Here is a 20420-nt window from a genome sequence, read left to right on the forward strand (position 1 = left end):
AAAAGTACCATTCAGACATGGTACTTTTTACTGTTTGAATGCATTAGATGAGAAGCGATATTGCAATACTCCACATAACGCAACCAATAATGAAATCTAAAACTTTCCATGCTTTAGGATTGGTAAATAGTGGCTTTAATAATCTTGCACCATAGCCCAGACTAAAAAAGAAAATCCAAGAGGCAACAATGCTACCTAAAGCAAAACTAATTTTGTCTTCTAGCTGAGTTGCAACTGAACCAATCAGAACAATAGTGTCTAAATACACGTGAGGATTAAGCCACGTAAAGGCAAGACAGGTCACTAATGCTTGGGTTAAAGTCTGTTTTTGACTGCTATCAAGGTCCATACTTTGGGTGGTCTTAAATGCAGCATAGAATGCTTTGGCACCGTAAACTAATAAAAAAGTTGCCCCTAAATATTTAGCCACGGTAATTAAGATGGGTGATGCAGTCATGATTTCAGCAAAACCTAATACACCACAGGCTATTAAAATTGAGTCGGACAGTGCGCAGATTAAACACAACCAAAATACATATTGCTGTTTAAGCCCTTGTTTGAGGACAAAAGCATTTTGAGCTCCAATTGCTACGATAAGCCCGCTACCAATACCGAAACCTTTAAAAAATATACTAAGAGAGAACATAACAATAAGATGGAAAAACAGATGTGGGAATTATCTGACTTTTTATTAAGAAATAAGTAAAATTAAGAATATTTAGGTTTGGCTAAAAAAAATTTAGGTTTGATATGTTAGATAGTAAACAATGTGAAGCCTTTCTTGCAGTTGCAGAATTGGGAAGTTTTGATGCAGCAGGAGAGTATTTATATATTACGCCCTCGGCAGTGTCCTTACGCGTACAAGCTTTAGAAAAGTATTTAGGACAAATACTCATTATACGGGGCCGCCCTTGTGTGCTCACTCAAGCAGGGCAAACTTTATTGCAGCATTTACGTCATACGAGATTAATGGAGCAAAATTTATTACAAGGTTTGATGGGGAAATCATCTGAATCTGAATTTTATAAAATTGCTCTAGCTTCAAATGCAGATTCATTAGCAACTTGGCTTTTACCAAATATTCAGCAAACGCTTTTTAAAGAAAAAATCGTGTTAGAACTAAAAATTGATGATCAATCTCACACGCACACTCTACTGGAGACAGGACAAGTCAATGCCTGTATTTCGGCAGAAGAGCAGGTCATGACAGGTTGTTTAGCTCAACCACTAGGAAAAATGCGTTATAAAATGTTGGCTTCTGCTGATTTTGTAAATAAATGGTTTAGTGCTGGAGTGAATAGAGATGCATTAAGAAAAACACCAGCAGTTATTTTTAATCATAAAGATTTAATGCATTCAGAGGTTTTATTAAAAGGATACGGTTTACCGATGCAAAGTTATCCTTATAGTTTTATTCCGGCAACAGATGCTTTCGTCAAAGCAATTCAATTAGGTTTAGGCTATGGCATGGTGCCGGAGTTGCAGGTTCAGCCACTAATCGAAAATGGAACACTTGTTGATATTATGCCTGAAGCCGAACTTGATGTTCCTTTATATTGGCACCACTGGAAAAGACAGTCGCAGCAACTTGATGTATTAACCGAGACGATTGTTCAGTCAGCAAAACATATCTTGAGATAAATTTAAGTCCCTGAGCGGGCATAAAAATTTGAAACATGCTGAATGTAAAACTCTATATCTTGTGCTGAGTAACCTAAAAGTTGTCCAATTCTACGGTCAAGCTCTAAGCGATCTTCGAGTTCAGTTTCCTTTAGTGATTTTTCAATACATAACACAAGTTCATCTAAATCTGCTAAAGGTGCATTTTTATGGATCAGCATAATTGAAAATGGTAAAGGTAAAGAGGTTTCAATATCTTTACTCAGCATAGATAAAGTGCCTTGCTCGAGATGCTCTAAAAACTCGGTAGGTAATAGATCATAAAATAAAGCGATAGGTTTCTCGCCTGAAAGTAATAATTCTAGTTCACACTCTTCATGTGGCCCAAGTTTTCCAAGCTGTACAGTCATGTAAATACTCTTATTTTTATCTTTAATATTATTATGCAAAATTCATGCACAGTGATGATGAAGACTATTTATTTTATTGTTCATCACTGTGCTTAATCAAAAGATTAAGATTGGGTTAACTCAAGCGCACGTTGATAAGCAACTTTTTTCTTAACTCCTGTTAAGTCGGCAGCCAGTTGAGATGCCGCTTTAACAGATAAATCTTGAAGTAAGCGCTTTAAAAGTTCATCTAGTTTTTCTTGTTCAAGATCTGTCTTTTCTGGTGCACCGCCAACTACAAGAACAATTTCACCTTTTTCTTGATTGTGATCATTTTCTATAAAACTGACCAAATCTTTTAAAGTCATTTTTTTAATGGTTTCAAAGGTTTTGGTAATTTCACGTGCGAAACCTACAGGTCGGTCTTCACCAAATACCTCAGCCATATTTTTTACACACTCTAAAATACGGTGGGGCGCTTCATAAAAAATTAAGGTCTGAGTTTCATTTTTGAGTTTTTCTAATTGAGAAATACGTTGAGAAGCTTTTGACGGTAAAAATCCTTCAAAACTAAAACGATCGCTCGGTAGACCTACCGCACTTAGAGCGGCAATCGCAGCACATGCACCAGGCACAGGAACAACCCTGATACCATGTTCTTGAGCAGCTCGAACTAACTTAAAACCAGGGTCACTAATAAGCGGTGTACCTGCATCACTAATTAAAGCAATGTCATCGCCTGCAAGTAATTTTTGAACCAACTGCTCAATTTTATTACTTTCATTGTGGTCATGGCATGCAGTAAGTTGAGTCGATATATTATAGTGCTTAAATAATTGTGCTGATTGACGTGTATCTTCGGCAGCTACAATAGAAACTGATTTTAAAATATCAATTGCACGGAAAGTCATATCATCTAAGTGCCCGATTGGGGTGGCTACAACGAATAACTGAGCACTCATTTGGTTTTACTCCGTACAGATAAACAATTTTAATGGGGTAGTTTACCCGAAATTATGATTTGGGCGTGAACAATGTCTGCCAACCTTTGCTTTTCCAAAATGATCTGATTTTCATTTGTTCAATTTAAATCAAAAAGTACGGGTGGATTTAACGAAATAATTTAAGCATCAAAATATGTGGTGCTACTTTTAATTTGGGGAAGATAAAAATGTTAATAGCGCAGCAGTTGGGGAAATGGGCAGAGCAAACGGCTTTAAACCTGTTGCAAAAGCAAAACTATGTATGGGTAACCAGTAATTATCATTCACGCCGTGGTGAAGTGGATTTGATTGTTAAAAGAGGACAAGAACTGGTTTTTGTCGAGGTAAAAGCGCGTACTATAGGAAATTATGGACAAGCTTGCGAAATGGTAACGAGAACAAAGCAGAAGAAAATTATTAAAACCGCGATGCGTTTTTTACAGCGCTACCCATCTTATCAGGATTTTTATTGTCGTTTTGATGTGATTTGTTTTGATTTTCCACAGAAAATTGCAAAAACAGTACAGCAAGACTTTTCAAATTTCCATTATGATCTGCAATGGATCGAAAATGCATTTACTTTGGATTAAGAGTTCATTACTCTTTTGAGCAAATTAAAACCGATGTTTTATGATCAAGCCAAGAAGAGATTGATAGGAGTCTGGTGGAGTGTTGAAACGTATTGCTGTAACAGCGCTTTGTGTCGCAAGTTTGTCAGGTTGCGCAAGTTTTATTTCTGGTGGAACAGGTACAGCTCCAGTCGGAACAGATAGTGGTGTACGTAGCTTAGGTCAGGTATTCATTGATTCTTCAATTAAACGTACAGCGAATATTAACCTCTATAAGCTTGATCAGCGTTTTAAACAATCTCGTATTAACATCGAAAGCTTCCATAGCACAGTATTGTTAACTGGTCAGGTGCCAGACCCTTACTTGAAACAGCTAGCAGAAGACAATGTTAAAGCCATGAGTGATGTAAAAGCTGTACATAACTACATTACCGTGGGTAATAAGGTCAGCTATAACACGATCATGCAAGATGCTGGTGTAACTGCAAATACACGTGCTCTATTAATGAAAGCGCCAGTTGTATCGGACAGTAAAGTACTTGTCCATACTGAAGATGGTGTTTTATATGTGATGGGCCGTTTAAATACAGCTGAAATTAATGATTTAAATAATGTGCTTCAAAATGTTGGTAACGTGACCAAAATTGTGACACTCATTGATAACGTTGATTTAGCACCTGCGCCAGCGGCGAGTACTGCTAGTGCAACGACTACACCAATTATTAATAACGTCATTGCTCAACCAACAGTTCAAACTCCTGTTGCAATTGATCCTGACCAAACAGATCCAGCTTCGAATGCACAGTAATATATGAATCTGATTGAACAACTACAAAGTAAAATTGAACAGGCGCGAACTCTTTATAAAGAGTTCCGCCTTTATGATTTGGGGAGTTTTGCTTTAAACCGTTTTACGCCAAAAGATGGTTTTGAACAGGTCGCAAATGTACGTTATGGTCTAAAGCCGCGTCACCGTTTGGATATTTACCGATCTGTTAAAAAACTAGCACATCAGCCCCTTATTGTTTTTGTACATGGTGGTGCTTGGCAACATGGTAATAAGCGAGATTATCTTTTTATTGGTGAGACGTTTGCTAAAGAAGGCTATGACGTTGCAGTTATCAACTATCAATTAGCTCCAAAAAATATTTTTCCGAGTTTTGTTGATGACTTGACACAGGCATTGAATTATTTACATCAAAACCAAGACAAACTAGAAATTTCTACAGAAAATGTTGTGCTTATGGGACATTCGGCAGGGGCATTTAATGTAATGTCTGCTGTTTATCACCCAACGCCAAATCCTATTCAATGTTTAGGAAACATTAAGGCGATTTTCGGTTTAGCTGGACCTTATCATTTTGATTATAAGGGTGACCCACTAGCTGAAGATGCTTTTGATCAAAGTATTTCTTATCAAGAAGTGATGCCATACTATTTCGTCAATCAAAATAGTATTAAACATTACTTACTCATGGCTGAAAATGATCAGCTTGTCGGCAAAGAGAATACGTTGGATTTGGATCGGGCTTTAAGACAGAGTGGAAATCACAGCCATATCGCCGTGATTCCTAAAACTGGACATATTACAATTTTGGCCAGTCTTTCTAGCTTTATTAGCCACTATTTCAGAACGAAAAGAACGATCTTACATTTTCTTGAAGAAGTGTTTTAAACGAGGGTCTCGTTTAAAATACGGCAGATTACCCAGCTTGGGTAATCTGCATAATCATTGAATGAGCAATACTTCCTTTAAATGGAATCTCAGGTAATTGATCAATTTTGAAGAATTGTGCATCTGCAATTTCTTCTTCTTGAAGCTTAATTTCACCCGACTCATATTCTGCTCGAAATGCCACCATAAGGTTACTTGGGAATGGCCAAGGCTGACTTGACATATATTGAATATTTTTGAGTTTTAAACCTACTTCTTCAAAGGCTTCACGTTGTACTGCTTCTTCAAGTGTTTCGCCTACCTCAACAAAACCTGCAATCAAACCATACATATTGGTTTTGTTATGGACTGATTTAGCCAGCAAGATTTCATCATCACCACGAGTGATGACGGTAATAATGCAAGGGTTTACACGAGGATATTGATGGTAGCGACAAGAAGGGCATACCATTGCATATTCGGTTGGATGCACTTCTGTCGGATGTCCACAGTGGCTACAAAACTTATGGTTACGTCGCCATTCAAGTAATTGAACAGCACGGCTCGCTTGCAAAAACTGTTCTTTCGACCAGCTGGTAATAAGCTGGCGAATTGGAACAAGTTGTAAGCCTTCGGGGATAGATTCCTCAGCAAGCAAGTCACGTGCAATGACTTGCTCATCATGAGTGAAAAGTAAATCACTTGCTAACTTTTCGACTTTGGGTAGTTGGAGATTCTGGTCAACCAGTAATTGTTGATGATGGAAAATATAAGCAAGTGATAATTCAGACATTAAGCTGCCTTTTTTTGAAGTTGTTGACTACTCGACAATGCTACATTAAACATGGATTGTAGAACAGGTTGTTTATTTTTTAAATTGTCAACTAACATGTCAATGCCTGCCAATACGTTAAAAATACAGTGAATTTGGTCTGTATTAAAAGGCTGGCTTTGTTCAAGTTGCTCTTGAACAAATTGGGCAGTTTGGAGTAAAGCATGTTGTTGAGTCGTACTTCCTAAAAATTCGGCTGCACCCGCTAACTCTTTTAATGAACCTGCAATCGCTTCAATATTTTGTGTCTGGTCATTGGCATACAACGTAAGACTCTGACAGATAAAATCAATTAAATTTTTTGTCTCGGTAAGCAAAGCTTGATGAGCTTCATCAAGACGGTCTAAAGAAATAGCCGTATTATTCACGCTAAGTTGTAGACGATTTGACGTGTAATTGCGTACCAAAATACCAATTGAGTTCATGGCAGATAAAATGCTGTTCATCAGCTGCTGAGCATAGTTTTCGTCACTTAAAATGTTAAGTTGACTTAAACTGCTGGCTTGTTGAGAAAGCGCAGATGCGGCTTCATCAAGGTTTAGGAGTTTAAAAGTATGAGCCAGTTGTAAAAGGCTCGCTTGTAGTTGCTGTGCTTTTTCAGGTGACATATTGTGGTAGTTGTATTCAATATCGTTCCGCACCTTATTCATTTCATCCAAAATTAACTGGCTGACTGTGTGCATGGTGTCAAAGTCCGGACCAAAGAGATGGCGACTTAAAACGAGTAATTGAGTATCAGTTGGTGTTTCATCACCAATATGAAGTTGGTTACGAATAAGGTGAGCAATCTCATCTTCTTGAGCGATGACAATACTTAAAATATCTGCGAATGCCGCTAAATTAGGTTCAAAACTTTCGGGTGCTGCCAAAAATAGAGCAATATGACTTTCAATATTAATCAGTACACGTAGGCGTGCATCATTTAAAAGTAGGTCATCAATATGGTTAAAAGCGTAATTGACGAGCTGCCAATATTTTTGGCTCGGCTGAGTATTCGCCATACTGACCAAATAGGTTGCAATAAGTTTAAAAGCTTGAAAATTCTGAGCTGATGCTGTCTTTTTTAAAAATTGGTGTAGAGATAGTTTATAGAGTTGATGGATGAACTGAGTTTTTTCATTAATTAATATTTCAGGCAAGGGCAGTTCAAGCGAAGTATTTGCAAGTAAAGGAACAATAGCTTGTCCGGATGTGGTGAGGGGTTTATTTAAAGCTAATTCTAAATTATTTAAGGTCGTAAGAAGAAATTGTGGAACTTGTATTTCACGCAAACAGATAAATTCAATATAACGCTTTACCATGGTCGTGCCTTCGCTTAGGGCAACGACATCATCCGTATTAATCTGGGCAGGATTCGCAATAATTTTTTGCATCAACTCAGTCGAATATTGAGTGAGTTTTGCAAGATAAGGAACATCAATTAAGCGTAGAACTTGGGTACATTGTTTAAACTGTTCTAAAGCGTCATCAATACCAAAAGGGAGAGTCTGTTCTTCAATTAAGGTACTTACCGCACCTTCAACTAGTTTTATTGAACGATCAATTTCATGTTTAATGATGAGTAAAGCTGTTGGATCGAAATGAATCGAAGTATGCTCAGACATAAACGTTCCCCTTTGAAAAAAAATCAATTGTTATATTCATAGTGCTCAATAATTTGAGCTAAAAATCTATGCGAGTAATATAACTTAACTTACAAAGGGGAAAAGCTAAAAACACTAAAGAATCAAAAATTTATTTTGCAAAAAGGCAAGGTTCTCCGTGTTTTTCCTCATATTCTTTGACCCAAGTCTCATGTGTATTTAACTCTTCATCTGAAGGGTAAATTACAGGGAGGTCAATTTGAATTCTGCTCCTATTGATTGTTTGCTGGCTATTTTCACTCTGAGATAAGGCATCTATATCAAAAGAAACCTGACCACCAGTCATTGCCAAGTAGACATCAGCAAGAATTTCAGCATCAAGTAATGCGCCGTGGAAAGTACGGTCACGTGCTGGAATTTCATAACGTCTTACAAGCGCATCAAGGGAGTTTTTTTGTCCCGGATGTTTGTTTTTCGCTAAAGCTAAAGTATCCGTTACCTCACACACTTCAGAAAGTGCAGGAAGCCCTACGCGTTTAAACTCCATATCAAGGAAGTTCATATCGAAGGTCGCGTTATGGGCAATAATCTCTGCACCTTTGAGATAGTCAAATAAGGTGTCAGCAATGTCCGCATAGAGCGGTTTATCTTTTAAGAAATCATCACTGATCCCGTGGATATTTTCTGAGTCTCCCACTGGTTTTTGTGGGTTAATATAAATATGAATCGAACTACCCGTAAGCTTACGGTTAATCATCTCAATCGCGCCCACCTCAATAATGCGGTCGCCATCTTGGAAATAAAAACCAGTAGTTTCCGTATCAAGAATGAGTTGTCGAGGACCTTGTAATTTTAATTTGGCTTCGGTCACAACGATTTGAGGATGAATATTATTGGTTGGCTGCTTACTTTCTTGTTCGGCAGTTTCAACTTCAATAATTTCTTCTTCCACAATAATCATCTCAACTTCTTCAGGTGCTTCAAGATGAATATTTTCTTCATCAGTTGCGTCAGCCAGATCAAACCCGAAAGGGTCATCTAGCAACCAGTCCTGTTCAGGCTTTTTTATATCTTGCGATACAGTGGCAGACTGTAGTTGCTTGAGTTCTTTCGCAGTTTTGTCTGCACCTAAATTCGCCAGTTGGTCTGCCATTTCATTGCCAGGGTGTCCTGCATGGCCTTTAATCCAGTTCCACTCAATATTTCTACCTGCACAGACAGCATCTAATTTCTGCCAAAGGTCAGGATTTTTTACATCTTTCCAATTTTTTTTCTTCCAGCCATGAATCCACTCAGTAATACCTTGCTTCACATAATTTGAATCTGTCCAGATAATCAAATGTGCATCGGCTGGGCAAAATGAAACACCTTCAATGGCAGCAGTGAGTTCCATACGGTTATTCGTCGTATCAGGTTCACCGCCAAATAATTTATGTTCACCCTGCTCAGTAATGACATATGCGCCCCAACCACCTAAACCCGGATTGCCACGACATGCACCATCAACATACAGTGTGATTGTTTGAGACATAAATCGAAACCTAAACTAAAAGAAAAAGAACTGAATATGGTGTATTGTATACGCAAAAAGTTCGGTTCCATCGTATCAAGGCAAGGTTTTTTTAATTTCTTGTAACATTTCCATGCAAATGACATTAAATTATTGCCTTGTCTATCTTGCATGCTTTACTACAATGGCATCGAAGACCTAGGGTTTGTGGGCAGACCCAAAAAAATATTACGCGAGTTGTTTGGAAGTTTTTATGTATAAACCAACCACATTTGTGTGGCAGCCATCTGCAGCATCATTGTTTAAAATTACCGTACTTAGCTCTGCGTTAGCTGCGTTGGGTATTACAACAGGCTGTTCATCGACTCCGCAAACTGCAAAAACCTCAAAATCGAAACAGGTCAGTGGTGCAGGTTATTTAGATGCAAGTAGTCTTGATTCATTGGAGGACCTACTTTCAGCAACTGATATGCGTGCTGTAGAGGGTGATCGTCTGCTTATTTTAAAGCATGGTGATGTTTGGAAACGTATGTCTGTTGGTTTTAAAATGGATTTGAACCATTGGGATTCACGTATTGAAGCTCAGCGTAGTTGGTTTATTTCTCGTCAGCCTTATCTTGATCGTTTAAGTGCCCGCGCAAGTCGTTATTTGTACCATACAGTTAAAGAAGCTGAACGCCGTGGTTTGCCGACAGAACTTGCATTATTACCTGTCATTGAAAGTTCATATGACCCCGCTGCAACAAGTAGCGCAGCCGCAGCAGGTTTATGGCAGTTTATTCCGAGTACGGGTCGTATTTATGGCTTAAAACAAACAAGTATGTATGATGGCCGTCGAGATGTTGTTGAATCGACTCGTGCTGCATATGAGTTTTTGGGAAGTTTATATAACCAATTCGGTTCTTGGGAGCTTGCTTTAGCAGCTTATAACGCTGGACCAGGACGTATTCAACAAGCAATTAACCGGAATCAGGCAGCAGGCCTACCAACTGACTATTGGTCTTTAAAATTACCTCAAGAAACCATGAACTATGTTCCGCGTTTCTTGGCAGTTGCCCAAATTATTAAAAATCCAAAAGCTTACGGTATTTCTTTACCGCCTATTGCAAATAGACCCCATTTCCGTGAAGTGACTTTATCTGCACCTCTATCATTAAATGAAATTGCGTCTGTAGCTGGATTAAGTCGTTCGGAACTCTATGCATTAAACCCAGGATATCGTGGTGAAATGGTGGACCCTGCAAGTCCAATGCGTATCTTGATTCCAGCAGATTTAAGTCCTGCAATTGACAATAAATTAAAAGGGCTTAAATCGGGTGGCGGTTCTGGTTGGTGGGCAAATGTGACTTCACCATCTAAGCCAGATGTAAGTGCTTCAACTTCGGTGACAATTAAGACTACACCTGCTAATCAGGTTCAACCAGTTAAACCGTCAACACCGACTAAAACAACCAGTGGCTCTACTACAGTAAGAACCTCAACACCTCGTGGCGCTGATGCTTTAGCCGCGTTTGCAGCTTCGGCTGATGTACCAAGTGCTCCGCGTATTCCTGTGGCTGTAACACCTGCGGCAAATATTAAGCAAGTGAAGACAGAGCCACCAATCTCGGCTGCAGAACGTGAAAAGATTTTAGCGGCAGTTCGAGCTGAAGGTGAAAAAGAAACAGTTCAGCAAGCTTTAGAGCCACAACCAACACAGGCTGAAAAAGATCAAGTAGTTGCCGAGTTAAAAGCTATTGCACCTCAAGGTACAGAAATTGTTGATCCTTATGATGGCAAAATTAAGTTAACTGCGATTCAAACAAGCCAATCAGTTGCAGATCAACAAGGTAAAGAAGTAAGTAAAGGTTTTGCATATCCAAAAACTTTAGCTGAAGACGTGACTGTAGCTAATTCTGAAGATGCGCAGCGCAATAAAGACAAGCCTTACATTAAAACTGATACAGATGTGGTGGTTGTGCAGCCTAGAGGCAAACGTAGTACATACACTGTTTTACCAGGTGACACTTTAGCCGTTATTGCGATGAAAAATGGCGTAAACTGGCGTGATATTGCTAAGTGGAACCAGATTGACCCAGAAAAGACGTTATATGTTGGTTCAACGCTTTACCTTTATGATGCTAAGCCACAAGAAACTCAAACGACTTCAAAAAGCACAGCTAAACCAGATGTATATGTCGTTCAGGCTAACGATAGCTTAAGCGGTGTGGCTAACCAGTTTAATTTGTCAGTAAGACAATTGGCTGAATATAACGATTTATCAGTGACTGATGGCTTATTTGTTGGGCAAAAATTGCAGCTAAAAGAACCAAAGAATAATCGCTCAAGTGCTAAAGCTGAACCGAAAGCAGTTCAGGCAAGTGCAAAGCGCATAGCAACTAAAAGTTATACTGTGAAGCGCGGTGAATACCTTAAATTGATTGCAGATCGTTATGCACTCTCTAATCAGGAACTTGCTGATTTAACACCGGGATTAACTGCGGGTAGTAACTTGATGGTAGGCCAAAAAATTAATGTGCCTACACAAGATATTTCTGTAGATGAAGTTGCTGAAACTAAGGTTTCTAGTAAATCGGAGAAAGCATCAGCAAGTGTTTCTTATAAAACAGAAGGCTATAAAGTACAACGTGGTGATACTTTGTCGAGTATTGCAACTAAATCAAAAATTAGCCTAGCTGAGTTAGCTGAGTTAAATAACTTAAAGGTAAATAGTTATATACAGCTCGGTCAAACTTTAAAAGTACCAGCAGGCTTAAGTGTTCCTGAACAATACGTTGTACAGTCTGGCGATAGCTTAAATGCGATTGCCAGTAAATATAACCTAGAAACAAGTTATTTGGCTGACTTAAACGGCTTGGCTCATAATGCTGGCTTGCGTGTTGGTCAACGCCTAAAACTAACAGGTACAGTTGAAGAAGCACCAACTAAATCTTCCAAAAATACTAAAGAAGAAACGCCAGAAACTTATACGGTTAAATCTGGTGATAGCTTAGGTAATATCGCTAATCGCTACCACTTGCAGCTAGATTACCTTGCTTCCCTAAATGGTCTTTCACGCAATAGTAGCGTTCGTGTAGGGCAGCGTTTAAAGCTAACGGGTGATGTGCCTACAGTTGAAACAGCTAAAGCAGATACTAAGTCTTCAGCTAAAACAGTTGTAGTTAGTAAAAATACTGAAAGATATACTGTTAAATCTGGTGAGTCATTAAATAGTATTGCGAGTCGTGCGGGTATTTCAGTACGAGAACTTGCTGAAATGAATGCATTAAAAGCAAATGCTAGTTTACAACGCGGTCAGAATATTGTAATTCCAAAAACTGTCGTGGAATACAAAGTGAAGCGTGGTGATACCTTAATCGGTCTTGCGAGTAAATATGGTTTAGAAACCAATTTATTGGCTGAGCTGAATAATTTAGCACCTTCTACTCAGCTTCGGATTGGTGATGTAATTAAAGTGCCTAATTTGTAAAATAATTAGTCATTTATGCATAAATTAAATTTTCAACTGAGCCTGCTAGTCGGGCTCAGTGTCATTTCCCATAGTGCTTTTTCTGCACAACAAACCACTTCATATATAGCGATTCATTCTAAGCCTAAGTATTTAGAAATGATGGCTATGCCATATGCAAACCCTAATGCACCTAAAGGTGGCCTATTAAGTCAGGCAGCTCAAGGAACTTTTGATAACCTCAATAGTATGAATGGGAAAGGGAATGCTACAGAAGGGGTGAATTATCTTTTTGATACCTTAATGACCCAATCACTTGATGAGGTCGGGGTTTTATATCCGCTTTTGGCACAGAAAGTGAGTTATGACCCAGAAAAAACGCAATCAGTGACTTTTTATTTAAACCCTAAAGCGCGTTTTAGTAATGGACAGCCAGTCACTGCGGCTGATGTTAAATTTAGTTTTGATGCCTATCAGACTAAGTCTAATTTAGGTTTGCAAATGTACCTTGCCGATTTGGCTAAAACAGAAGTAATAAATATTCATCAAGTAAAGTTTAGTTTTAAGTCTACCCATAACCCTAAAATGCCATTCATTTTGGCAACCTTACCCATTTATTCAAAAGCAGATTGGCAAAAAAGAGATTTTAGCCGAATTACCTTACAACCGATTATTGGTTCGGGACCGTATGTAGTTGAACGAGTTGATCCGGGCAGAAGCATTAGTTATAAACGGAACCCAAATTATTGGGCAAAAGATTTGCCTATTAACAAGGGGCGTTATAACTTTGACCGTTTGAGATATGTTTATTATCGAAATTGGGATATTGCTTTTGAAGGATTTAAATCTGGGCAATACACTTTGCATGAAGAAACTAATCCTAAAAAATGGGTTACAGATTACCGTTTTCCAGCCGTAAAAGCAGGGTTGGTTACTCAATATAAGTTTCGTCACCATAATCCTATCGCCACTGAAAGCTATGTTTTTAATACGCGACGAAAACCTTTAAATGATATTCGTTTTAGACAAGCTTTAACCTATGCCTATGACTTTGAATGGCAAAATAAAGCTTTGTTTTATAGACAATATCAGCGACTACAAAGTTATTTTGAAAATAGTGAATTAGCAGCAACAGGTCGACCTTCAAAAACTGAATTAGAGTTGTTAAAACCGTTATTACCTAAGTTATCTCCACTCATGCAGCAAGGTGTTTTAGCAAACTGGAAATACCCCGTGTCTGATGCGAGTGGTTTCAATCGTCAGAATTTATTAATTGCGCGGCAATTGCTTATACAAGCTGGTTATAAAGTTAAAGAAGGGCAGCTATTTACGCCAGAAGGGAAAAAAGTTCAGCTTGAATTTTTAATTCAGCAAGATGGTAAACAACGAACACTTTTACCTTTTATCCGTAACTTAAAAAAGTTAGGCATTGCGGTTAATTTGCGTCAGGTGGATGCTCCGCAATATTTAGAACGGACTCGCCGTTACGATTTTGATATGACCACAATGAATTTGCCTCAATCTCTCAATCCTGGAAATGAACAAACTCAGTTTTGGGGGAGTATCGCCGCAGCTCAGGATGGAAATTACAATTATGCCGGAATTAGCAATCCAGTAATTGATCAAGTGATTTCAAAACTCGTTGCAAGTAAAAGCCGTGAACAACAGATTATTTATACTCGCATTCTCGATCGATTGCTTAGAGCTGGTTATTATCAAATCCCAACTTATGGTAAAGGTGAAAACTGGTATGCTTATTGGAATATGTATCAACAACCTAAAATTAAACCAGCACTTTCTTCTGGGATAGAATATTGGTGGAGTGATGCAAACAAAGCAAAAAAAGTTGCCAAATATTTACATCAACAATAAAAAGCACCTGCCATAAAGGAAATCCTGTTATATGGGTTCATATATTCTCAAGCGACTTCTTTTAATGATTCCCACATTGTTTGTCATTCTATTGATTAACTTTGTGGTTGTGCAAATTGCACCGGGTGGGCCAGTTGAGCAAGCAATACATCAGGCACAAAGCGATTTGGGAATTGGTCGTGCATTAAGTGCAGAAACTTATTATCAAGGTGCTCAAGGTTTAAGCCCTGAAATGGTTGAACAAATTAAGGCACAGTATGGCTTTGATCGTTCTGCACCCGAACGGTTTTTCTTAATGTTAAAAGGCTATTTAACTTTAGATTTTGGACAAAGTTTCTTTAAAGATAAATCTGTCGTGCAATTGTTATGGGAAAAAATGCCTGTTTCCATTTCACTTGGGCTGGTGAGCACTTTTCTAATTTATCTCATTTCTATTCCACTGGGAATTAAAAAGGCTAAACAGCAGGGCTCTTGGTTTGATCGATCAACTTCTTTAATCCTCGTAGTGGGATATGCCGTACCAAGTTTTGTATTTGCCATTTTGTTAGTTGTTTTTTTTGCAGGTGGGTCTTATTTCCAATGGTTTCCACTACAAAACTTAGTCTCAGATAACTTCCATCAACTCAGTCTCTGGGGCAAAGTTACCGATTATTTATGGCATGTGACTTTGCCACTAATTACCATGGTATTAGGCGGTTTTGCCAGTTTAACCTATTTAACTAAATACTCATTTTTAGAAGAACTCAATAAACCCTACGTTTTGGCAGCCTATGCAAAAGGGTTGAACAGCCAACAGGTCTTATATAAGCATGTCTTTCGTAATGCCATTTTAGTTGTGCTCGCAGGATTGCCAGAAGCGTTAGCAGGTATTTTCTTTGTAGGTAACCTGTTTGTAGAAATCATCTTTCACCTAGATGGGGTGGGTTTGTTGGGCTTTGAAGCTCTTGTCCAGCGTGACTATCCTGTTATTTTTGGGGTTTTATTTTTCTTTACTCTATTTAGCTTAATTTTACGTCTCATTTGTGATGTGTTGTACCAATGGATTGATCCACGAATTCACTTTGACGCACAAGGAGGCAAATAATGTCCTTGATTGTGCGGACACGATTACAGCGTTTTAGACAGCATAAATTGGGCTGGGCCAGCTTTATTCTATTTAGTCTGATTTTGGTTTTGTCATTAGCCGCGGAGTTAATTGCTAACGATAAACCGCTGTTAGTAAAGTATGAAGATTCTTTCTATTTACCTGTGTTGAAAACTTATCCTGAAACGGTGTTTGGTGGGGTGTTTGAAACAGAAGCGGATTATAAAGACCCTGCTGTACAAGCGCTTATTAATACTAAGGGATGGGCGGTTTGGCCCCTCATTCAATTTTCATATCAAACGCCCAATTTAGATTTGGCAGTTCCTGTGCCATCACCACCTTCCAAGCAAAACTGGTTGGGAACAGATGATCAGGGAAGGGATGTTCTTGCGCGTATTCTTTATGGCTTAAGAGTATCGTTGCTTTTTGGCTTAGCCTTAACCTTTTGTTCTGCTTTATTTGGAATTACCGTTGGCGCTATTCAAGGTTACTATGGTGGCTGGGTCGATTTATTGGGGCAACGTTTAGTTGAAGTCTGGAATGGCTTACCCATGCTTTTTATGGTCATGATTTTAGTCAGTATGTTTGTTCCAAATGTATATTGGCTATTTTTCATTATGTTGTTTTTCGGCTGGACTGTTTTGGTGGGCATCGTTAGAGCAGAATTTTTGAAAGCTCGCCAGCTAGATTATGTTCGTGCAGCCCAAGTTTTGGGAGTGACTGATCGTGCGATTATTTTTAGGCATATTTTGCCTAATGCGATTAGTTCGAGTTTGTCTCAGTTACCTTTTATTTTAACAACTAACATTAGCGCTTTAACTGCTCTTGATTTTTTAGGATATGGTCTACCGCCAGATGCGGCCTCTTTAGGTGAATTATTACTACAAGGTAAAAATAATTTAGATGCGCCATGGCTAGCAATTTCAGGCTTTTTTAGTCTGGCGATTGTTCTTTCACTTTTAATTTATATTGGGGAGGCGGCTCGTGATGCTTTTGACCCAAGAAAATAATTTAAATCCCGCTTTAGCATTATTAAAAGTAGAGCAACTTTCGGTTCAAACCAAAGACCAAAAGGTTTTATTGGAAGATCTAAATTTTTACTTAAGTGAAGGTGAAACACTCGCTATTGTAGGCGAAAGTGGTTCTGGTAAATCGATGAGCTGCTTAGCAATAATGGGATTGTTACAAGAGAAATTAGAAGTAACGGGTCAGGTCTGGATTGGCTCAGAAAATATGCTTGAGTTAGATGAAAGAGCTCAATCAAATTTACGTGGTCGACAAATTGCAATGATTTTTCAGGAGCCTGCTACTGCGTTAAATCCGCTCTATCGGGTTGAAAAAATTATAGGTGAAAATCTTCTTTTATCTGGTTTTTCAAAACAAGAAGTTCGACAGCAAATAGTTGAATTACTAAGAGATGTTGGAATTATTGAACCAGAACAAATTTTAAAACGTTATCCGCATGAGCTTTCTGGTGGGCAAAGGCAACGTGTCATGATCGCGATGACATTGGCACTTCGGCCTAAAATTTTGATTGCTGATGAGCCTACTACTGCGTTGGATGTGGTTTTACAGATACAGATTTTAGAGCTATTAAAATCTTTGCAAAGCAAATATGGGATGGCACTTATTTTAATTAGTCATGACCTCAATTTAGTACATCGCTATGCTGAGAAACTTATTGTATTGCAAAGTGGGCGTGTCGTAGAGCAAGGTGAACTGAGCCAAATCTTTGCAAATCCTAAAACAAGTTATACAGCACAATTATTAGATCATGATTTTGGAAGTGTAGAGTCTAGACCCGCTCAACAGAATGTTTTATCAGTTCGACAGCTCAGCGTGCAGTTTCCTATAAGAAAAGGAATTTTAAATCGCATTCAAGGGTATTTCACTGCAATAGAAGATTTGAGTTTCGATCTTGCTCAAGGTGAATCACTTGGGGTGGTTGGTGAAAGTGGTGCGGGTAAGTCATCTTTAGCCCTGGCTTTGGTTCAGCTTATTAAGAGTAACGGGAAAATTGTTTTTTTAGGGCAAGATTTAAATCAGCTACAGCCCAAAGCCCTACGCTTGATGAGATCAGATTTTCAACTTGTGTTCCAAGACCCATTTGGAAGTTTAAACCCGCGTATGACAGTAGGGCAGATTATTGCTGAAGGATTGAAAGTGAAAGCAGTAGCTGATAACGAGATCAAACAGCAAGTTGAATCTGTATTGGTAAAAGTTGAATTGGCTGAAGATTTTCAACATCGTTACCCTCATGAACTTTCAGGCGGGCAACGTCAACGTGTCGCCTTAGCCAGAGCTTTGGTGGTTCGACCTAAACTTTTAATTTTGGATGAACCTACCTCTGCCTTAGATCGAACCACGCAAAAAGCCATGATCAAGCTGTTGAGACAATTACAGCAAACTGAGCAGTTAAGTTATATTTTCATTAGTCATGATCTCAATATAGTAAAAGCACTATGCCATAAAGTGATGGTATTACGTCATGCAAAAGTTGTTGAATATCAGGAAACTGAACTCTTATTTTCTAAGCCTAACAGTGAATATACGAAACAGTTAATTAAAGCATCCTTTTAAAGATGTTTTTTAATTAATTGTTTTATATAGATAAATTTTTGTTAAACTTCTAATGCAAAAAGTTGCATATTTTTATGTTCTTTAAAATTGACATGTGCTATTGTCAGTTATCGATTATGTCTTGACACGCCCAATAACTCATTTAAATTAGAGTAATTGCTCTAAAATTCAAAGAACAGAGGTTAACCATGAATCAGATTGCTCAACCCATCACAATTCGCAATACCACCTTTAAAAACCGAATTATTAAAGGTGCAATGAGTGAGGCACTTGCAAATTATGAAGGCCAGCCAAATGACTTACATCTGGGTTTATATGGTGCATGGGCAAAAGGTGAGCTTGGCTGTGCAATTACTGGCAATGTCATGGTAAATGTCGGAGCAAAAAATGAACCGGGTGTTGTTGTTATTGAAACTGAACGTGATCTAGAGCGCTTAAAAGAATGGGCGGCATTAGGTAAAAAATATGGCATGGTGCAGTTGATTCAATTGTCGCACCCAGGTCGTCAGTGTCCAAAAGGCTTAAATAAAGAAACCGTAGCGCCATCAGCGGTACCTTTTAGTCCAGCTTTAGCAACCATGTTCGGAACGCCACGTGAACTTACTCATGATGAAATTCTAGATATTATTAAACGTTTTGCGACAGCAGCTCACATCTGTGAAAAAGCAGGTTTTGAAGGGGTGCAATTACACGGTGCACATGGCTATTTAATTAGTCAGTTTTTATCGCCATTAACCAATAAGCGTACAGATCAGTGGGGCGGTTCAGTTGAAAATCGTACTCGTTTTTTACTAGAAGTTTATAAAGCGGTACGTGAAGCGACTTCAGATAATTTTATCATTTCAGTGAAGCTTAACTCTGCCGACTTCCAGCGTGGTGGTATTAGCGAAGAAGATGTAATTTCAGTGTTTAAAGCAGTGGATGAAGCTGGTATCGATTTAATTGAAATTTCAGGTGGCACTTATGAGGCACCAGCAATGGCTGGAGCTAAGGCGGATAAACGTAAGGCAAGTACAATTGCACGTGAAGCATACTTTTTAGATTTTGCTGAAAAAATCCGCCAGCATGTTAAGTGTAAGCTTATGGTGACAGGTGGCTTCCGTACTGTAGAGGGCATGAATGCTGCACTCGCAAGTGGAGCATGTGACTTTATTGGTATTGCTCGTCCATTTGCAGTAGAAACTGATTTAGCAGAACGTTTAATTGCAGGGCAAGACGTACGTTATGCCGTAAAACCGATTAAAACGGGCTTACCTTTTGTCGATAAAATGGCAATTATGGAAATCATTTGGTACGCCGCTCAATTTAAAACGATTGGCAAAGGTAAAAAACCAAATCCAAAGCTTTCCCCACTTGTTGTCTTTTTAAATTATGCTAAAGGCAATATTAAAGCGGTGATTCAAGGACAAGTGAATTCACGTAAGTCTGCGTAGATAAATTACCAAGCCGTAGTCCAGTAAGCTTTAAATGTAGAAGCAGACCATTGGCCTTTAATTAAAGCATTGTTAAAGGCGGGTCTGTTTTCTATTTGGGTAAGATAACGGTGTATATGTTTAAACTGACTGTAATTTTGTGAGCAAGCTAATAATGGAAACCACATCAAAATATCAACAATAGTAAACTGATCTCCGGCAAACCATGCATGTTGCTCTAAATGTTCATCAATCATTTTCATTTGTCGTTGTAATGATTGATTGAGATAGCCTTGATCGAATCCATATTTTAAAAGTTTAGGAATAAAACGGATCGGAAAAGGTGTACGTTGTGCAATTTGGTGAAAGATTTGTTTGAGTACTAAATCGGGAATGAATGTTGCCTCACAATAATTTTTCCAATAATAAAAATTTTGGAGTTGTTGGCGTGATAGGCTGTTCGGTCCCAATTGTGGGTGTAAATGAGATAGGTAATCTAAAATTGCTGAGGTTTCAGCTAAGACTGAAGTGTTTCCTTGTTCAATAATTTCGAGAGTTGGAAATTTTGATAATTGATGAGGTGAGTTTTTATCTTTGTCTATGCCTGAATGATCTTTAATAGTGAGCTCATAGTTGAGTCCTAATTCTTCTAAAAACCAAATGATGCGTTGAGAGCGAGAATTTTTTAAGTGAAATAATCGAATTTGCATGTCATGTTCAAATTATAGTTTTGATCTATGTTGAGTATAGAACATAATTTAATTATAAAAATATTTATAAATCAGTAAATTATATTTTTTATATAAAAGTAACTTAATAAAAAGCCACTGCCTTAAAAATGGAGTGGCTTTTTAGTATTTGATATCCCTAGTGAGATTTTAAGC

General features: G+C 38.2%; 17 protein-coding genes. 10 read left to right on the top strand and 7 right to left on the bottom strand.

Annotated elements, in window-relative coordinates; translation table 11 throughout:
* Nucleotides 1-43 precede the first annotated feature (43 nt).
* Nucleotides 44-646, bottom strand: a complete 603-nt coding sequence (locus MKX14_RS09740; protein WP_240282341.1) for a LysE/ArgO family amino acid transporter — start codon at nt 644-646, stop codon at nt 44-46.
* A 104-nt stretch (nt 647-750) separates the two neighbouring features.
* On the opposite strand from MKX14_RS09740, the gene iciA reads away from it, so the two are divergent.
* Entirely contained in the window at nt 751-1641 is an 891-nt protein-coding gene (iciA, locus tag MKX14_RS09745; protein WP_240282342.1) for a LysR family transcriptional regulator ArgP, read from the top strand.
* A gap of 2 nt (nt 1642-1643) precedes the next feature.
* Here iciA and MKX14_RS09750 read toward each other — a convergent pair whose 3' ends face one another.
* The gene (locus MKX14_RS09750) at nt 1644-2030 is read right to left on the bottom strand and encodes a hemin receptor (protein WP_240282343.1); all 387 of its coding nucleotides are present in this window, start codon (nt 2028-2030) and stop codon (nt 1644-1646) included.
* Between the two features lie 104 nt (nt 2031-2134).
* Nucleotides 2135-2971 carry a 16S rRNA (cytidine(1402)-2'-O)-methyltransferase gene (rsmI, locus tag MKX14_RS09755; protein WP_130118702.1) on the bottom strand — a complete coding sequence of 279 codons (837 nt, stop codon included), beginning with the start codon at nt 2969-2971 and terminating at the stop codon, nt 2135-2137.
* Between the two features lie 209 nt (nt 2972-3180).
* Here rsmI and MKX14_RS09760 point away from each other — a divergent pair, with 209 nt between their 5' ends.
* The 3 genes from MKX14_RS09760 (at nt 3181) to afmiD (ending at nt 5236) form a co-directional block, all read left to right on the top strand.
* Nucleotides 3181-3582: a YraN family protein gene (locus MKX14_RS09760; RefSeq protein ID WP_014206105.1), complete on the top strand. Its 402-nt coding sequence runs from the start codon at nt 3181-3183 to the stop codon at nt 3580-3582.
* A gap of 79 nt (nt 3583-3661) precedes the next feature.
* A complete protein-coding gene (locus MKX14_RS09765; RefSeq protein WP_119685413.1) occupies nt 3662-4369 on the top strand; it encodes a BON domain-containing protein in 708 nt (235 codons plus the stop codon).
* Between the two features lie 3 nt (nt 4370-4372).
* On the top strand, nt 4373-5236 hold the full coding sequence (gene afmiD / locus MKX14_RS09770) for an alpha/beta hydrolase (protein ID WP_014206106.1): 864 nt from the start codon (nt 4373-4375) through the stop codon (nt 5234-5236).
* Nucleotides 5237-5264: 28 nt separating this feature from the next.
* Here the strand turns inward: afmiD and nudC are convergent, their stop codons facing one another.
* The 3 genes from nudC to dnaQ form a co-directional block, all read right to left on the bottom strand.
* Nucleotides 5265-6008, bottom strand: coding sequence for an NAD(+) diphosphatase (nudC, locus tag MKX14_RS09775; protein WP_239936117.1), 744 nt, complete (start codon nt 6006-6008; stop codon nt 5265-5267).
* Nucleotides 6008-7651 carry a chemotaxis protein gene (locus MKX14_RS09780; protein ID WP_240282344.1) on the bottom strand — a complete coding sequence of 548 codons (1644 nt, stop codon included), beginning with the start codon at nt 7649-7651 and terminating at the stop codon, nt 6008-6010. The genes nudC and MKX14_RS09780 overlap by 1 nt, the downstream gene beginning before the upstream one ends.
* A 130-nt stretch (nt 7652-7781) precedes the next feature.
* Entirely contained in the window at nt 7782-9161 is a 1380-nt protein-coding gene (gene dnaQ, locus MKX14_RS09785) for a DNA polymerase III subunit epsilon (RefSeq protein WP_240282345.1), read from the bottom strand.
* A 232-nt stretch (nt 9162-9393) separates the two neighbouring features.
* Between dnaQ and mltD the strand changes: the two genes are divergently transcribed.
* From mltD to noxB, 6 genes are all read left to right on the top strand, one after another.
* On the top strand, nt 9394-12609 hold the full coding sequence (gene mltD / locus MKX14_RS09790) for a LysM peptidoglycan-binding domain-containing protein (RefSeq protein WP_240282346.1): 3216 nt from the start codon (nt 9394-9396) through the stop codon (nt 12607-12609).
* Between the two features lie 15 nt (nt 12610-12624).
* Entirely contained in the window at nt 12625-14460 is a 1836-nt protein-coding gene (locus tag MKX14_RS09795; protein ID WP_240282347.1) for an extracellular solute-binding protein, read from the top strand.
* Between the two features lie 31 nt (nt 14461-14491).
* Nucleotides 14492-15544 carry a microcin C ABC transporter permease YejB gene (yejB, locus tag MKX14_RS09800; RefSeq protein ID WP_240282348.1) on the top strand — a complete coding sequence of 351 codons (1053 nt, stop codon included), beginning with the start codon at nt 14492-14494 and terminating at the stop codon, nt 15542-15544.
* A complete protein-coding gene (yejE, locus tag MKX14_RS09805) occupies nt 15544-16554 on the top strand; it encodes an ABC transporter permease (RefSeq protein WP_046812815.1) in 1011 nt (336 codons plus the stop codon). Before yejB ends, yejE begins: the two co-directional genes overlap by 1 nt.
* A complete protein-coding gene (gene yejF / locus MKX14_RS09810) occupies nt 16529-18124 on the top strand; it encodes an ABC transporter ATP-binding protein (protein WP_240282349.1) in 1596 nt (531 codons plus the stop codon). The genes yejE and yejF overlap by 26 nt, the downstream gene beginning before the upstream one ends.
* Before the next feature lie 188 nt (nt 18125-18312).
* Nucleotides 18313-19557 (top strand): NADH:flavin oxidoreductase/NADH oxidase family protein, encoded by a 1245-nt coding sequence (noxB, locus tag MKX14_RS09815; RefSeq protein ID WP_240282350.1) that lies wholly within the window; start codon nt 18313-18315, stop codon nt 19555-19557.
* Nucleotides 19558-19562: 5 nt separating this feature from the next.
* Here noxB and MKX14_RS09820 read toward each other — a convergent pair whose 3' ends face one another.
* Nucleotides 19563-20246, bottom strand: a complete 684-nt coding sequence (locus MKX14_RS09820; RefSeq protein WP_240282351.1) for a glutathione binding-like protein — start codon at nt 20244-20246, stop codon at nt 19563-19565.
* Between the last annotated feature and the right edge of the window lie 174 nt (nt 20247-20420).

The organism is Acinetobacter pittii (genome assembly GCF_022449185.1).
Lineage (GTDB): Bacteria > Pseudomonadota > Gammaproteobacteria > Pseudomonadales > Moraxellaceae > Acinetobacter > Acinetobacter pittii_I.

Bases quoted from the DNA above. Each gene is read 5' to 3' on its own strand.
- MKX14_RS09740 (WP_240282341.1), bottom strand. From the start codon at position 646: ATGTTCTCTCTTAGTATATTTTTTAAAGGTTTCGGTATTGGTAGCGGG.
- iciA (WP_240282342.1), top strand. From the start codon at position 751: ATGTTAGATAGTAAACAATGTGAAGCCTTTCTTGCAGTTGCAGAATTG.
- MKX14_RS09750 (WP_240282343.1), bottom strand. From the start codon at position 2,030: ATGACTGTACAGCTTGGAAAACTTGGGCCACATGAAGAGTGTGAACTA.
- rsmI (WP_130118702.1), bottom strand. From the start codon at position 2,971: ATGAGTGCTCAGTTATTCGTTGTAGCCACCCCAATCGGGCACTTAGAT.
- MKX14_RS09760 (WP_014206105.1), top strand. From the start codon at position 3,181: ATGTTAATAGCGCAGCAGTTGGGGAAATGGGCAGAGCAAACGGCTTTA.
- afmiD (WP_014206106.1), top strand. From the start codon at position 4,373: ATGAATCTGATTGAACAACTACAAAGTAAAATTGAACAGGCGCGAACT.
- nudC (WP_239936117.1), bottom strand. From the start codon at position 6,008: ATGTCTGAATTATCACTTGCTTATATTTTCCATCATCAACAATTACTG.
- MKX14_RS09780 (WP_240282344.1), bottom strand. From the start codon at position 7,651: ATGTCTGAGCATACTTCGATTCATTTCGATCCAACAGCTTTACTCATC.
- dnaQ (WP_240282345.1), bottom strand. From the start codon at position 9,161: ATGTCTCAAACAATCACACTGTATGTTGATGGTGCATGTCGTGGCAAT.
- mltD (WP_240282346.1), top strand. From the start codon at position 9,394: ATGTATAAACCAACCACATTTGTGTGGCAGCCATCTGCAGCATCATTG.
- MKX14_RS09795 (WP_240282347.1), top strand. From the start codon at position 12,625: ATGCATAAATTAAATTTTCAACTGAGCCTGCTAGTCGGGCTCAGTGTC.
- yejB (WP_240282348.1), top strand. From the start codon at position 14,492: ATGGGTTCATATATTCTCAAGCGACTTCTTTTAATGATTCCCACATTG.
- yejE (WP_046812815.1), top strand. From the start codon at position 15,544: ATGTCCTTGATTGTGCGGACACGATTACAGCGTTTTAGACAGCATAAA.
- noxB (WP_240282350.1), top strand. From the start codon at position 18,313: ATGAATCAGATTGCTCAACCCATCACAATTCGCAATACCACCTTTAAA.
- MKX14_RS09820 (WP_240282351.1), bottom strand. From the start codon at position 20,246: ATGCAAATTCGATTATTTCACTTAAAAAATTCTCGCTCTCAACGCATC.